Origin of the sequence: Neisseria benedictiae (assembly GCF_958267435.1) — a bacterium.
Classification (GTDB): Bacteria; Pseudomonadota; Gammaproteobacteria; order Burkholderiales; family Neisseriaceae; genus Neisseria; species Neisseria bergeri.
Genome location: NZ_CATQFV010000027.1, coordinates 56,695 through 71,806 on the forward strand (window position 1 = coordinate 56,695; position 15,112 = coordinate 71,806).

The following is a 15,112-nucleotide window of genomic DNA, read 5'->3' on the forward strand; positions in this document are numbered from 1 at the left end:
GAATCCGGATTTTCAGACGGCCTCTGTTGAGGAACGTTATGTCTCACCATCACGAACACCATCATCACGCACACGCCCACACGCATACTGCCAACAAAAAAGTATTGCGCGTGTCGTTCATCATCATCGCCGCCTTTATGCTGCTGGAGGCGGTCGGCGGCTGGCTGACCCACTCGCTCGCGCTGCTTTCCGACGCAGGGCATATGTTCAGCGACGCATTTTCCTTGGGCGTGGCATTGTGGGCGTTCAAACTCGGCGAAAAAGAAACCACGCTGCAAAAGACCTTCGGCTACAAACGTTTCGAAATCCTCACCGCTATGTTCAACGGCTTGTCGCTGGTGGTCATCGCCGTGCTGATTTTCTACGAAGCCGTCAAACGCCTGCTTTATCCGCCCGAAATCGCCACGCTGGGGATGCTCGTCATCAGCGTCGTCGGGCTGCTGGTCAACATCGGCGTGGCGGTTTATATGCTGAAAAACAGCGACACAGAAGCCAACGTCAACATGCGCGGCGCGTATCTGCACGTTTTAAGCGACCTTCTCGGCTCAATCGGCGCGATTGCCGCCGCCGTACTCATGATGGCGTTCGGCTGGAAATGGGCGGATCCGCTCGCCAGCGTGTTCGTTGCCGCGCTGGTCGGACGCAGCGGCTGGAGCCTGCTCAAACAAACGCTGCACATCCTGATGGAAGGCGCACCGGAAAACATCCACACCGACGACCTGCTCGCCGTCATCCGCAACACCGACGGCGTCAAATCCGTCCACGACTTACACGTCTGGACGATTACCAGCAATATCAACGTCCTATCCTGCCACATCGTCGTGGACGGCAGCATGACCGTTGCCGAATCCGAACAAATCGCCTACCGCATCGAACACGAGTTGTCCCACAAAAACATCGGACACTGCACCATCCAAATCGAAAGCGAACACCACCCGCATCCCGACAGCGTCTTGTGTGCCAACGAGACCGATAACGCGCACCATCACCACCACTAAACCCAAAGGTCGTCTGAAACCCTTTTCAGACGACCCCACCAAAAAACCAAAGGAAAACACATGATACAAGCCGTATTGTTCGACCTCGACGGCACGCTCGCCGACACCGCCCTAGACCTCGGCGGCGCACTCAATACCCTGCTCAACCGCCACGGACTGCCCGAAAAAAGCATGAACGAAATCCGCACCCAAGCCAGCCACGGCGCGGCAGGACTGCTCAAACTCGGTGCAGGCATCACCCTCGACCACCCCGACTACGCCCAATGGCGCACCGAATACCTCGACGAATACGACAGCCGCTACGCCCAAGACACCGAGCTCTTTGACGGCGTGAACGAACTCATTGCCGAACTCGACCAACGCGGCATCAAATGGGGCATCATCACCAACAAACCCATGCGCTTCACCGACAAACTCGTCCCCAAACTCGGCTTCATCATCCCACCCGCCGTCGTCGTCAGCGGCGACACCTGCGGCGAACCCAAGCCCAGCGTCAAACCCATGCTGTATGCGTGCGAACAAATCCAAATCAATCCTCAACACGCCCTTTACGTCGGTGATGCCGAACGCGACATCCAAGCAGGCCGCAATGCCGGCATGAAAACCGTCCTCGCCGAATGGGGCTACATCTCAGATGAAGACAATACCGACTCATGGCAACCCGACTACCGCATCGCCACACCGATCGAACTAATCGGCTGCCTTACCAAAAAACAGATGTAAAAATGCCGTCTGAAAACCTTTCAGACGGCATTTCCCGCATTTCGGTACAACCTCGACACCACATCAGAACCTACGCTTCAACTTGCACGCCTGAAGGATGTGCACAGCAAGCTCTTCCACCGATTTATCCGTCGTATTCGCAAACGGAATCCCATGCCGTCTGAACATACTCTGCGCGTCTGCCACCTCGCTGCGGCATGTATCGATTTTGGCATAAGTTGAATTCGGGCGGCGTTCTTGGCGGATGGCCTGCAGGCGTTCGGGCTGAATGGTGAGGCCGAACAACTTGTCTTTGTAAGGTTTGACCATACGCGGCAAATCACTGGATTCCAAATCATCGGGAATCAACGGATAGTTGGCTGCCCGGATGCCGTATTGCAACGCCAAATACAGGCAGGTCGGCGTTTTGCCTGAACGCGATACACCCATCAAGATTACATCCGCTTCCTGAAGGTTCTTATCGCTGACCCCGTCGTCGTGGTTCAATGAGAAATTCACCGCCTCCATACGCGCATCATAACGCTTCGTATTACCGATACTGTGATGCCCCTGTTCGGCGGCAACCGCCTCGGTGTTGAGTTCCTTTTCCAAAAGCCCGAGGAAGGTTTCAAAAAAATTGATGTGGAAAGCGTCTGCCTGTTTGATGATTTCACGGATTTCGTCATTGACCACGCTGACAAACGCAATCGGACGCTGACCGTTTTCCTGCCGGCTCCGATTGACCTTCTCCACCACCGCGCGCGCCTTTTCCGGCGTATCGACAAACGGGTGCGTATGGCGTTTGAACGACAGATTGCCAAACTGGTTCAGCAAAGCCTCGCCGATATTCTCGGCAGTCAGACCGGTACGGTCGGAAATGTAAAACACATGGCGCGGACTGCTCATCTTCCATCCTTAAAACACAGGTTTAAAACCCCATCATAACAGCAGCGGCAGACACAAGGAAAGCACCCGCAGCACGCCTACCTCGGATTACACCAAAACAGACACAATATAGTTTTGAAATAAAATTATTTATATAAAGTATTTTTTGGCAGAAAATTTTAAAAAATAAACAAGAAAATCAAACAGAAAAAACATTAACCTATTCAAACCATCTGTTTTACAAAGAAAATACCCAAAAAAGGAAACATACCGGCTGCAAGTTTCAAACCGCTACACACGCCGAAACCGCAATTTTTCAGACGGCATCATGATTTTAAAACGGATAAAACACATGACAGCAGAGGAACGAATCGCTTAAAATAAGCAAGCGGATTTGTTTCTTTTTTAACATATTTTGGATTGGACACACAAATGGCCGACAACTACGTAATCTGGTTTGAAAACCTGCGTATGACAGATGTTGAACGCGTGGGCGGTAAAAACGCCTCGCTGGGCGAAATGATCAGTCAGCTGACCGAAAAAGGCGTGCGCGTCCCCGGCGGCTTTGCCACCACGGCCGATGCCTACCGCGCATTCCTCGCACACAACGGTCTGAGCGAACGCATTTCCGCCGCACTGGCAAAATTGGATGTCGAAGACGTTGCCGAACTGGCACGCGTCGGCAAAGAAATCCGCCAATGGATTTTGGACACGCCCTTCCCCGAACAGCTCGATGCCGAAATCGAAGCGGCATGGAACAAAATGGTTGCCGATGCCGGCGGTGCGGACATTTCCGTTGCCGTACGCTCTTCCGCAACCGCCGAAGACCTGCCGGACGCATCATTCGCTGGGCAACAGGAAACCTTCTTGAACATCAACGGCTTGGAAAACGTTAAAGAAGCGATGCACCATGTATTCGCCTCCCTGTACAACGACCGCGCCATTTCCTACCGCGTCCATAAAGGCTTCGAACATGACATCGTCGCCCTGTCCGCCGGCGTGCAGCGTATGGTGCGTTCCGACAGCGGCGCATCAGGTGTGATGTTCACCCTCGACACCGAATCCGGCTACGACCAAGTCGTCTTTGTTACCTCCTCTTACGGTCTGGGTGAAAACGTCGTACAAGGCGCGGTCAACCCCGACGAATTCTATGTATTCAAACCCACACTGAAAGCAGGCAAACCTGCCATCCTGCGTAAAACCATGGGTTCGAAACACATCAAAATGATTTTTACCGACAAAGCAGAAGCCGGCAAATCGGTAACCAACGTCGATGTCCCCGAGGAAGACCGCAACCGCTTCTCCATTACCGACGAAGAAATCACCGAGTTGGCACACTACGCGCTGACCATCGAAAAACACTACGGCCGTCCGATGGACATCGAGTGGGGCCGTGACGGCTTGGACGGCAAACTCTACATCCTGCAAGCCCGTCCCGAAACCGTCAAATCCCAGGAAGAAGGCAGCCGCAACCTACGCCGCTTTTCCATCAACGGCGAAAAAACCGTCTTGTGCGAAGGCCGCGCCATCGGTCAGAAAGTCGGTCAGGGCAAGGTGCGCCTGATTAAAGATGCTTCCGAGATGGATTCCGTCGAAGCCGGCGACGTACTCGTTACCGATATGACCGACCCGGATTGGGAACCGGTGATGAAACGTGCTTCCGCCATCGTTACCAACCGCGGCGGCCGCACCTGCCACGCCGCCATCATCGCGCGTGAATTAGGTATTCCTGCCGTTGTCGGCTGCGGCAATGCAACCGAATTGCTGAAAAACGGTCAAGAAGTGACCGTATCCTGTGCCGAAGGCGATACCGGCTTTATCTACTCCGGCCTGCTGGACGTACAAATTACCGATGTTGCTTTGGACAACATGCCTAAAGCACCTGTAAAAGTAATGATGAACGTCGGTAACCCCGAGCTTGCATTCAGCTTTGCCAATCTGCCGAGCGAAGGCATCGGCTTGGCGCGTATGGAATTTATCATCAACCGCCAAATCGGTATCCACCCCAAAGCCTTGTTGGAATTTGACAAACAAGACGACGAATTGAAAGCGGAAATTACCCGCCGCATCGCCGGCTACGCGTCCCCTGTCGACTTCTACGTCGATAAAATCGCCGAAGGCGTGGCGACATTGGCCGCATCGGTTTATCCGCGTAAAACCATCGTCCGTATGTCCGACTTCAAATCCAACGAATACGCCAACCTGGTCGGCGGCAGCGTATACGAACCGCATGAAGAAAACCCGATGTTGGGCTTCCGCGGTGCGGCGCGTTATGTTGCCGAGAGCTTCAAAGACTGTTTCGCCTTGGAATGCAAAGCCTTGAAACGCGTCCGCGACGAAATGGGTCTGACCAACGTCGAAATCATGATTCCGTTCGTCCGCACTTTGGGCGAAGCCGAAGCAGTGGTTAAGGCATTGAAAGAAAACGGCTTGGAACGCGGCAAAAACGGCCTGCGCCTGATTATGATGTGCGAACTGCCGAGCAACGCGGTATTGGCGGAACAATTCCTGCAATACTTCGACGGCTTCTCCATCGGCTCGAACGACATGACCCAATTGACCCTCGGCCTCGACCGCGACAGCGGCTTGGTGTCCGAATCCTTCGACGAACGCAACCCTGCCGTTAAAGTAATGTTGCACTTGGCAATCTCCGCCTGCCGCAAACAAAACAAATACGTCGGTATTTGCGGTCAAGGTCCGTCAGACCATCCGGACTTTGCCAAATGGCTGGTAGAAGAAGGCATAGAGAGCGTTTCCCTGAATCCGGATACCGTCATCGAAACCTGGCTGTATTTGGCTGATGAATTGAACAAATAATCAATCCCCATACCCCCAAGCCTGAAAAGCTCGGGGGTATTTTTCCAAACGACTTTACTCAAGCGATATATCCTGCCGATAAAGGCTAACCCGCCTGAGATAATATTTGACACCTGCACGCCGACTGCCTACAATTCCCCCTTCCCCGAGCAACCGGCAACGGTCCGCTTCTTCTTTCAGACGGCATCCGCCCGTCTTTTCCTCTTCTATATATCATTATTATGCACGTCTCTGAATTACAAACCCTGCACATTTCCAAACTTTTAGAGTTGGCAGAAGAACACGCTATCGAAAATGCCAACCGTTTCCGCAAGCAAGACTTGGTTTTTGCCATCGTCCGTCAAATGATGAAAAAAGGCGAGAGTTTTACCTGCTCCGGCACACTCGAAATCCTGCCCGACGGTTTCGGTTTCCTCCGAAGTGCGGATACCTCCTATCTTGCGGGTCCTGATGACATATATGTCTCACCCACCCAAATCCGACGCTTCAACCTACATACGGGCGACACCATCGAAGGCAGCGTGCGCGTCCCCAAAGACAACGAACGCTATTTTGCCCTGGTCAGACTGGATTCCATCAACGGCGACCACCCGGAAGTATGCCGCCATAAAATCCTGTTTGAAAACCTAACTCCTCTGTTTCCGACCAAACAGTTAAAACTGGAACGCGACTTAAAGTCCGAAGAAAACCTTACCGGACGTGCCATTGACCTGATTTCCCCCATCGGCAAAGGTCAACGCGCCCTCTTAGTTGCCCCGCCCAAAAGCGGTAAAACCGTGATGCTGCAAAATATTGCCCACGCCATTACCGCAAACTATCCTGAAGTCGAGCTCATCGTCCTCTTGATTGACGAGCGTCCCGAAGAAGTTACCGAAATGAGCCGCTCCGTCCGTGGCGAAGTAGTCTCCTCCACCTTTGACGAGCCGGCTCAACGCCACGTCCAAGTTGCCGAAATGGTGCTTGAAAAAGCCAAGCGTATGGTAGAACACAAAAAAGATGTGGTCATCCTGCTGGATTCGATTACTCGCCTTGCCCGTGCCTACAACACCGTCGTGCCTACCTCGGGCAAAATCCTGACCGGCGGTGTCGATGCCAACGCACTGCATCGCCCCAAACGTTTCTTCGGCGCGGCGCGCAACGTGGAAGAAGGCGGTTCGCTGACCATCATCGCCACAGCATTGGTTGAAACCGGTAGCCGTATGGACGATGTGATTTACGAAGAATTCAAAGGCACCGGCAATATGGAATTGCACCTTGACCGCCGTATGGCGGAAAAACGCCTCTTCCCCGCCATCAACATCAACAAATCCGGCACGCGCCGCGAAGAGCTGCTTGTGCCGAACGACCAGCTGCAACGTATGTGGTTACTGCGCAAATTCCTGCACCCGATGGATGAAATCGAAGCTGCCGAATTTTTAATCGGAAAAATCAAAGCCTCTAAAAACAATGATGATTTCTTTGAACTGATGCGCGGAAAATAAACGCGCCGCCCGCATTAATGCGAAATGCCGTCTGAAGCCTGAAAATCGGGTTTCAGACGGCATTTTCATTCACACGATCCCGGTGCGGTAACGGCGCAACCGCCGGCAGTGTCCGTATCTGCCCGCCGAATGTGCAGCCTTTGCAAAGCCGGCTTTAAGGCATCCGTACCGGCACTGAAAACCGATGCGGGAACTTGATTCGAGATTGCAGCAAACCGCGTCCATTCTTATATAAATTTTATTTTTATTTCATAACTAAAATTTTTTAATATATTAATCAATAAATTAATTTTATTAAACGTAAATATTGTCAACAATATTTTGCCTTATCCTCCAAACCTCTGTATATTTTCCTACGGTAGATTGTTGACAATCCATCCGCCCCCATATGCGCCGCCTGAGGATGCACCCTCCTGCCGGACAACGGATACGACGGATCGGATGCACTATTTTCACGTTCAAACAAGGGATTTGTTTCACACAGGGCGGCACATCGGCACAATTCCCCGCGCCTCCCGGACAAGCCCCGACCCCGCCTTCCCGAAAGACAGGATCCAACCATTAAGGAAACTTCAATCAAAATGAAAAAACACATATGGGCGGCATCTTTGCTGCCGGCATCCCTATCGGCAGAACCATTAAACTGGTGGAAACCTTATTCCGCCATCAATTCGGGCGATACCGCCTGGGTGATGACTGCGGCTGCCTTGGTATTGTTGATGACGCTTCCCGGACTGGCTTTATTCTACGGCGGTATGGTGCGGAAAAAAAACCTGCTCTCGACGATGATGCACAGCTTTTCCATCGCGGCATTGGTGGGCATTCTTTGGGTCGCCGTCGGCTATTCTTTGGCGTTCACGCCGGGAAATGCCTTTATCGGCGGTTTGGGGCGCGTATTTTTAAACGGGATGCAGATAGACGCTGCCGCAAAAATGTTGACCGTCTCGCCTAATGCACCGACTGTTCCCGAACCGGTATTTATGTTTTTCCAGATGACGTTTGCCATTATTTCGACCGCCATTATTACTGGCGCGTTTGCCGAACGGATGAAATATTCGGCAATGATGCTGTTTTCGGGCATATGGTTTTTATTGGTTTATGTGCCGGGCGCGCATTGGGTGTGGGGCGGCGGCTTTATGAGCAAAGGCGGCGTATTGGATTATGCCGGCGGTACGGTGGTGCACATCAATGCCGGTATCGCGGGACTCGTAGCCGCCTTGGTTTTGGGCAGGCGCATAGGCTACGGGCGCGAGGCGATGCCTCCGCACAATATGGCGATGACGCTGATCGGCGCGGCAATGTTGTGGTTCGGCTGGTTCGGCTTTAACGCCGGTTCGGCACTTGCGGCAGACGCGGCGGCGGGTATGGCGATGGCGGTAACGCAGGTGTCGGCCGTATTCGGCGCGGCAGGCTGGCTTGCCTGCGAAAAAATAGCGGGACACAAACCTTCCGCTTTGGGGCTGGCTTCCGGCGCGGTTTCCGGGCTGGTCGGCATTACCCCTGCCGCCGGCTTTACCGGCCCGTCGGGCGCGGCCGCCATCGGTATATTGACTGCCGCCGCGTGCTTTGTGTCCGTCACCGTCGTCAAACACAAATTGCGTTACGATGATTCTTTGGACGCTTTCGGCATACACGGATTCGGCGGGCTGGTGGGCGGAATATTGACCGGCATCTTTTTCGACAACCGCATTTTCGGCGGGGATGCGGCAGTTTGGCAGCAGTTGTGGATACAGGTAAAAGACGGGTTCGTTATGGCGGCATACAGCGGGCTGATGAGTTGGGCGATTTTGAAGGTTGTGGGGAAAATCTGCGGCGGCCTGCGCGTCGGCAAGGATGTCGAACGCGAGGGCTTGGATCTGAATATCCACGGCGAACGCGTGGAATAAGGGCGGCTATGCCGTCTGAAGCCTGAAAATCGGGTTTCAGACGGCATTTTTCACGTTTGCCGCCGATGGATAAACATATAGTGGATTAACAAAAATCAGGACAAGGCGACGAAGCCGCAGACAGTACAAATAGTACGGAACCGATTAACTTGGTGCTTCAGCACCTTAGAGAATCGTTCTCTTTGAGCTAAGGCGAGGCAACGCTGTACTGGTTTTTGTTAATCCACTATACTGCCTGCGACGCTTAACGGCTGTCTTTCCACTGATAATATTTCGAGCCGAGGAAAGAACCGAGTTTGCGCAAAAACGGTTGCAGGATAATATTCGGCTGGCGCAACTGCTCAAACGGCTTCAGACGGCATTCATCCCCTAAAATTGCTTCGGCAATCGCCAAACCGGCAATACCCGTTATTGCCATACCATGGCCGGAATAACCTTGTGCATAAAAAACATTTTCGGCCAAACGTCCAAAATGTGGAACAAGGTTGGCGGTAATATCGCACTCCCCGCCCCACGAATATTCGATTTTGACATCTGCAAGCTGCGGAAAAACTTTAAGCATATCTTGGCGGACAAGCTCGGTCATACGCGCGGGATTGTCGATAAACTCGTTATCCTTACCGCCGAAAAGCAGTCTGCCGTCCGCGCTGAGGCGGTAGTAGTCCAAAATATGGCGGTTGTCGCATACTGCCATATTGTTGCGGATAAGCCCTTTTGCGCGCGCGCCCAAGGGTTCGGTCGCAATAATAAAGGTGCTGACGGCAATCGCCTTACGCTCCAAAGGCTTGAATATCGGATTCAAACCGGCATAGGTATTGACGGCGTACACCAGATTTTTGCATTCGACGCTGCCTTCGGGCGTGTAAACCAGCCAACCGTTTTGATGCGGTTCGATGCGCGTCATCGGGGACTGCTCGAAAATCTGCGCGCCGGCTTCGGCAGCGGCACCGGCAACACTCAACGTGTAATTGAGCGGATGAAGGTGTCCGGACAGGGGGTCGAATTGCGCCCCTTGGTACATATCGCTGTCAAGCTGCTGTTTCAACTCGGCTTTATCCCAAAGTTGATAATGACTCGCACCGTAATGCCGTTGGGCGTGTTCATGCCACTGCTGCAACTCTTCCCAATGCTGCGAACGGACGGCAACCGTGGCATAACCGCGCTGCCAATCGCAATCAATGGCATGTTTGCGGACGCGTTCGTCCACCAGTTCGACCGCCTGTAAAGACTGCTGCCAAAACCATTGTGCCCGCTCCAAACCAACCTGTTTTTCAATTTCCTCCATACCGCAGGCGTAATCGCTGATAACCTGACCGCCGCTCCTGCCGGACGCGCCGAAGCCGATACGCGCGGCTTCCAAAACGACGGCTTCATGTCCATGTTCCGCCAGCGGTAATGCGGTACACAAACCGCTCAAACCGCCGCCGATAATGCAGGTTCCGGCTTTCAGACGGCATTGGAGTTTCGGATGGGCAATATACGGATTAACCGAACTAAAATAATAAGAAGGCAGATATTCTTGAAAATCAGGACGAATCATTATGTTTACTTTATCAGGTATATTTTCAGACGGCATGATATGGTTTGCCGTACCATGCCGTCTGAACGGGAAATTACTTTAAGAAAACAGGCTGACCTGATAATGCGGTCAGCCTGCCCTGTCGGTCAATGCGCTTTCTCGGCAGCCAGTTTTTCCTGGCGGTAGGCTTCTGCCGCCTCGCGGTCGCGCTTGGTTGCCTGCCTCATCATCCAATAATTAACGATGATGACCAATGTTCCGATGATGCCGATCAGGATGGTCGCCAAGACATTCATCTGAGGATCAAGACCCAGCTTGATTTTGGAGAAAATCACCTGCGGCAATGTAGAAGAACCAGGGCCGGACAGGAATGAGGTAATCACCAAATCATCCAAAGACAGGGTAATGCCGAGCAGAAAGCCTGAAGCGATGGCAGGGGCAATCAAAGGCAAAGTGATGACAAAAAAGATTTTCAGCGGACGCGCACCCAAATCCATTGCAGCTTCTTCGAGCGATTGGTCAAGCTCAACCAAACGCGAACGGATGACAACGGTAATGTATGCCATGCAAAGCGTGGTATGTCCTAAGAAAATAGTGAAAAAGCCTCGATCAAAATAAAGCGATTGCAGCAATTCGCTACCTTGCAGGAACATCTGCACCTGAATAATCAGCAGCAGCATAGACAGACCGGTAATCACGTCGGGCATCACCATAGGTGCGGAAATCATACCGGCGAACAAGGTACTGCCGCGGAAACGTTTGATACGCGCCATCGCATAGCCCGCCAGCGTACCCAAAACGACGGCGGCAAGCGAAGACACAACGGCAATACGCAGCGATAACCAAGCAGCTTCCAAGATGGTGTCGTTTTCCAGCAATGCGCCGTACCACTTGGTCGAAAAGCCGCCCCAAACGGTAACGAGCTTGGATTCGTTAAACGAATAGACAACCAAAACGACCAGCGGGATATACAGAAACGCCAGCGACAGTGCCAACATCAGTTTCAAGAACCAAGATAATTTGGATTTCTGCATTATTTGGCTCCTTCTTCCAATTCGCGGTTTTCATAATGCTGGAACAGCGCAATCGGCACAACCAGCAGCGCGACCATCACAACGGCGACGGCGGAAGCCAACGGCCAGTTGTTTTGATCAAAGAATGCCTGCCACAAGACTTTACCAATCATCAAGTTTTCCGAACCTCCGACCAGCTCGGGAATGACGAACTCGCCGACAGCGGGGACGAAAACCAGCATCGAACCTGCAATAATGCCGGTTTTAGACAGAGGCAGTGTAATCGTCAAGAACGACTTGACCGGTCCCGCACCCAAATCGGAAGCTGCTTCGAGCAGGCGGCTGTCCAGTTTCACCAGCTGCGTGTAAAGCGGCAGAATCATAAACGGCAGATAGGCATAAACCATCACCAAGTTCAATGAGAACGCATTATAGAACAAATCTAATGGCTCACTGATAATACCCATCTTAATCAATAAGTTGTTTATGATGCCGTTATGCCCGAGCAAACCCATCCACGCATAAACACGCAGCAGGAACGATGTCCAAAAGGGCAGCATAATGGCAAGCAGCAAACCATTACGGACAGAAGGATTGGCGCGGGAAATCGCATAGGCAGTCGGGTAACCGACCAACAGGCAAATCACTGTCGTCATCAATGCGGTTTTGATTGAAGACCAGTAGGTCATCAGATAGATATTGCTGTTTTCACTATCGCCGAAGGGATTCAGGGTATTCCAGAAATTTTGGAAAATATCGGCATAGTTTTGATAGCTGACGGCGATGTTCAGGCGACCCAAATCCTCATCTATCGTCGTTAAAGGAGTAAACGGCGGGATGGCGATTTCTTGTTCGGCAAAGCTAATTTTCAGCACGATGGCGAACGGAATCAGAAACAGCACCAAAAGCCAAATATACGGCACGGCAATCACCGCACGCTGCCCCGGGCGGCGGAACAGTTTGTTTTTCAGTTTTTTAAGGTTCATCTCACTCCCCTTAAATCAACGGAACAACGGAGTCGGTTGGTTTTCCGGCCAGCTGATATACACGGTTTCTTCCCAAGTCGGCGGCGTGATGTTACGCACATACCAGTAAGGGGCAGGGACTTGGCTTTTGACGACGCGCCCGTTGGCGAGTTTGATGTGGTAAATGGCGAAGCTGCCCAAATAGGCAATTTCTTTTACCGTGCCTTTCGCCCAGTTATAATCGCCCAAATGATCAGGTTTTTCTTTATATAAATCAATATCCTCTGGTCGAATACTAACCCAAAGATCCTGCTCGCTCGGGCCGCCCAAACCATGATCGATACGGACGTGGTTTTCTAAACCTTTGCATTCGATGACGGCATAGTCGGCATGATCTTCAATCACGACACCGTCAAAAATATTGGTCTCGCCGATAAACTCGGCAGTAAAGCGGCTGTTGGGATAGTCATACACATCGCTGGGTGTACCGACCTGCTGCAACTGACCGTCGGACATAATGGCGATGCGGGTCGCCATCGTCATGGCTTCTTCTTGGTCGTGCGTAACCATAATACAGGTTACGCCGACTTGTTCCAGCGTATTGACCAACTCAAGCTGGGTTTGTTGGCGCAATTTTTTGTCCAACGCGCCGAGGGGTTCGTCCAACAGCAGAATTTTCGGACGTTTTGCCAGACTGCGTGCCAAAGCGATGCGCTGCTGCTGACCACCGGACAATTGATGAGGCTTGCGCTTGGCATACTTGGTCATCTGAACCAGGCGGAGCATTTCTTCCACGCGCGCGGCGATTTCGTCCTTAGGCATTTTGTCCTGTTTCAGACCGAAGGCAATGTTTTGTTCTACGGTCATATGCGGAAAAAGCGCGTAACTTTGGAACATCATATTGATGGGACGTTCGTAGGGTGCAAGCTTAGTAATATCCTGACCGTCAAGGATGATTTTGCCCTGATTGGGGCTTTCCATACCCGCCAGCATACGCAGCAGCGTGGATTTACCGCTGCCGGAGCTGCCCAAAAGGGCAAAGATTTCGTGTTGATAAATGTCCAAGTCGATGTTATCGACAGCGTAATTGTCACCAAACTTTTTCACCAAGCCTTGGATTTGCAGATAAGGTTTGGCTGAAGACGCAGTGGTTGCGGTCATAATGGCAATACTCCAATAAAAAGACGAGTACCGGCAAAACGGATTTTCGAATGGGTGATAAAAAGCTGTTTGATTGCTGGCGGGAGTCGCAACGTCTGATGCCGTCTGAAACTCTTGTGAAGCGCACGGGCAGCATGAAATGGAACAGGATTCCAAAGAACTTTGTATTATATTAGTTTATGCGGTTTTCGGGCAATAAATATGGATTTGAACTTGTCGGAAAGCAACAGAAAAGAAAACACCGCCCATTTTTCTGGGCGGTGTCGGAAAGCGCAATTATTTACGCAGACCCAAGCGGGTAATCAACGCACGATACGTATCGGGCTGGGTACGGCGCAGGTAGGCCAACAGGCGGCGGCGTTGGCTGACCATTTTCAACAGGCCGCGACGGCTGTGGTGGTCTTTGGGGTTGGCTTTGAAGTGGGGGGTCAGGTCGTTGATGCGGAAAGTCAACAGGGCGACTTGTACTTCAGAAGAGCCGGTGTCGCCTTCTTTACGTTGGAAATCTTTAACGATTTGTGCTTTTTGTTCTACGGTCAGTGCCATAATGAAAACTCCAAAAATATAAGAATCCCCATAGGGATTCAGACAAGTTTGCCAAGCCTGAAGACAACGGCAAACTCCCTATTCCTGAAACAGGAACGGCGCATTATCACACAATTTTTGCTGTTCTGCACGCTATTTTACGATGTCGGCGAAATGCCGTCTGAAAACGGAGACATCTTCCGGTTTCAGACGGCATTTGACATCAGACCACAATTTCTTCCTTCTGTTTCGCTTCCTTGGCGATATTGTCGCGGCTCAAGCCAAACATCAGCAAGAGCGGGCTGGCAACCAATACGGAAGAATAAATGCCGAACACGATGCCAATGGTCAACGCCATAGAAAAGCCGTGCAAGGCCGCACCGCCGAACACCAGCATGGATACGACCATCGCCTCGGTCGAACCGTGGGTAATGATGGTGCGGCTCATCGTTGCGGTAATCGCGTTGTCGATAACTTCCGGCACGGTATGTCCGCGCATCGCCGGCTTGCGGAAGTTTTCACGGATACGGTCGAAGACGACGACGGATTCGTTCACAGAATAGCCCAATACGGCAAGAATGCCCGCCAAGACGGTCAGCGAAAATTCCCATTGGAAGAAGGCAAAGCAGCCGAGAATAATCACGATGTCGTGCATATTGGCGATAATGGCAGATACGGCAAAACGCCATTCGAAACGCATCGACAGGTAAATAATGATGCCGATAACGACAAAACCTAAAGCCATCAATCCATTACTTACCAATTCCTCACCGACTTGCGGGCCGATAAATTCGACTTGGCGCAAAGTAACGTCGGGACTGTCTTTTTTCAGCAAATCCATCACACGGTTGGACAACTGTGCGGAAGTAACGCCTTCTTTGTTCGGCAGGCGAATCATGATGTGTTTGTTCGTACCCAATGCCTGAACCTGTACATCACCCATTTTCAGCGTATCGAGGCGTTCGCGCATCTTATTGACATCCGCACCCTGCTGATATTGGACTTCCATTACCGTACCACCGGTAAATTCGACAGAGAAATTCAGGCCTTTGGTCACCAAAAAGAATACGGCGGCAACAAAGGTAACCAACGAAATAAAAGTCGTCAGTTTGCCGTAGCTCATAAACGGAATATCGCGTTTGATTTTAAATAATTCCATG

12 protein-coding genes are annotated in these 15,112 nt (G+C 51.8%); 5 read left to right on the top strand and 7 right to left on the bottom strand.

Translation table 11 applies throughout. The features are described from left to right. Positions 1 to 38 precede the first annotated feature (38 nt). Positions 39 to 998 carry a cation diffusion facilitator family transporter gene (locus Q3O12_RS02485; RefSeq protein WP_301669183.1) on the top strand — a complete coding sequence of 320 codons (960 nt, stop codon included), beginning with the start codon at positions 39 to 41 and terminating at the stop codon, positions 996 to 998. 60 nt (positions 999 to 1,058) lie between these two features. Next, positions 1,059 to 1,721 (top strand): HAD family hydrolase, encoded by a 663-nt coding sequence (locus tag Q3O12_RS02490; protein WP_301669184.1) that lies wholly within the window; start codon positions 1,059 to 1,061, stop codon positions 1,719 to 1,721. 63 nt (positions 1,722 to 1,784) lie between these two features. On the opposite strand, the gene ppsR is transcribed toward Q3O12_RS02490, so the two are convergent. Continuing rightward, entirely contained in the window at positions 1,785 to 2,606 is an 822-nt protein-coding gene (ppsR, locus tag Q3O12_RS02495) for a posphoenolpyruvate synthetase regulatory kinase/phosphorylase PpsR (RefSeq protein ID WP_301669185.1), read from the bottom strand. A gap of 411 nt (positions 2,607 to 3,017) precedes the next feature. Between ppsR and ppsA the strand changes: the two genes are divergently transcribed. From ppsA to Q3O12_RS02510, 3 genes are all read left to right on the top strand, one after another. After that, positions 3,018 to 5,402, top strand: a complete 2,385-nt coding sequence (gene ppsA, locus Q3O12_RS02500) for a phosphoenolpyruvate synthase (RefSeq protein WP_301669186.1) — start codon at positions 3,018 to 3,020, stop codon at positions 5,400 to 5,402. Positions 5,403 to 5,623: 221 nt separating this feature from the next. After that, a complete protein-coding gene (rho, locus tag Q3O12_RS02505) occupies positions 5,624 to 6,883 on the top strand; it encodes a transcription termination factor Rho (RefSeq protein ID WP_003710445.1) in 1,260 nt (419 codons plus the stop codon). A gap of 581 nt (positions 6,884 to 7,464) precedes the next feature. After that, positions 7,465 to 8,769, top strand: a complete 1,305-nt coding sequence (locus tag Q3O12_RS02510; RefSeq protein ID WP_107862645.1) for an ammonium transporter — start codon at positions 7,465 to 7,467, stop codon at positions 8,767 to 8,769. Positions 8,770 to 9,013: 244 nt separating this feature from the next. Here Q3O12_RS02510 and Q3O12_RS02515 read toward each other — a convergent pair whose 3' ends face one another. From Q3O12_RS02515 to secF, 6 genes are all read right to left on the bottom strand, one after another. After that, a complete protein-coding gene (locus Q3O12_RS02515; RefSeq protein ID WP_301669328.1) occupies positions 9,014 to 10,309 on the bottom strand; it encodes an NAD(P)/FAD-dependent oxidoreductase in 1,296 nt (431 codons plus the stop codon). Between the two features lie 125 nt (positions 10,310 to 10,434). Then, complete coding sequence (locus Q3O12_RS02520; protein ID WP_003753981.1) at positions 10,435 to 11,322, bottom strand: ABC transporter permease subunit; 888 nt, start codon at positions 11,320 to 11,322, stop codon at positions 10,435 to 10,437. Further along, positions 11,322 to 12,287 (bottom strand): ABC transporter permease subunit, encoded by a 966-nt coding sequence (locus Q3O12_RS02525; protein WP_301669187.1) that lies wholly within the window; start codon positions 12,285 to 12,287, stop codon positions 11,322 to 11,324. Before Q3O12_RS02525 ends, Q3O12_RS02520 begins: the two co-directional genes overlap by 1 nt. 15 nt (positions 12,288 to 12,302) lie before the next feature. Further along, the gene (locus Q3O12_RS02530) at positions 12,303 to 13,427 is read right to left on the bottom strand and encodes an ABC transporter ATP-binding protein (RefSeq protein ID WP_301669188.1); all 1,125 of its coding nucleotides are present in this window, start codon (positions 13,425 to 13,427) and stop codon (positions 12,303 to 12,305) included. A gap of 276 nt (positions 13,428 to 13,703) precedes the next feature. Beyond that, the gene (gene rpsO / locus Q3O12_RS02535; protein WP_002217790.1) at positions 13,704 to 13,973 is read right to left on the bottom strand and encodes a 30S ribosomal protein S15; all 270 of its coding nucleotides are present in this window, start codon (positions 13,971 to 13,973) and stop codon (positions 13,704 to 13,706) included. Positions 13,974 to 14,175: 202 nt separating this feature from the next. Continuing rightward, positions 14,176 to 15,111: a protein translocase subunit SecF gene (gene secF / locus Q3O12_RS02540; protein WP_301669189.1), complete on the bottom strand. Its 936-nt coding sequence runs from the start codon at positions 15,109 to 15,111 to the stop codon at positions 14,176 to 14,178. Position 15,112 lies beyond the last annotated feature (1 nt).

Bases quoted from the DNA above. Each gene is read 5' to 3' on its own strand.
- Q3O12_RS02485 (WP_301669183.1), top strand. From the start codon at position 39: ATGTCTCACCATCACGAACACCATCATCACGCACACGCCCACACGCAT.
- Q3O12_RS02490 (WP_301669184.1), top strand. From the start codon at position 1,059: ATGATACAAGCCGTATTGTTCGACCTCGACGGCACGCTCGCCGACACC.
- ppsR (WP_301669185.1), bottom strand. From the start codon at position 2,606: ATGAGCAGTCCGCGCCATGTGTTTTACATTTCCGACCGTACCGGTCTG.
- ppsA (WP_301669186.1), top strand. From the start codon at position 3,018: ATGGCCGACAACTACGTAATCTGGTTTGAAAACCTGCGTATGACAGAT.
- rho (WP_003710445.1), top strand. From the start codon at position 5,624: ATGCACGTCTCTGAATTACAAACCCTGCACATTTCCAAACTTTTAGAG.
- Q3O12_RS02510 (WP_107862645.1), top strand. From the start codon at position 7,465: ATGAAAAAACACATATGGGCGGCATCTTTGCTGCCGGCATCCCTATCG.
- Q3O12_RS02515 (WP_301669328.1), bottom strand. From the start codon at position 10,309: ATGATTCGTCCTGATTTTCAAGAATATCTGCCTTCTTATTATTTTAGT.
- Q3O12_RS02520 (WP_003753981.1), bottom strand. From the start codon at position 11,322: ATGCAGAAATCCAAATTATCTTGGTTCTTGAAACTGATGTTGGCACTG.
- Q3O12_RS02525 (WP_301669187.1), bottom strand. From the start codon at position 12,287: ATGAACCTTAAAAAACTGAAAAACAAACTGTTCCGCCGCCCGGGGCAG.
- Q3O12_RS02530 (WP_301669188.1), bottom strand. From the start codon at position 13,427: ATGACCGCAACCACTGCGTCTTCAGCCAAACCTTATCTGCAAATCCAA.
- rpsO (WP_002217790.1), bottom strand. From the start codon at position 13,973: ATGGCACTGACCGTAGAACAAAAAGCACAAATCGTTAAAGATTTCCAA.
- secF (WP_301669189.1), bottom strand. From the start codon at position 15,111: ATGGAATTATTTAAAATCAAACGCGATATTCCGTTTATGAGCTACGGC.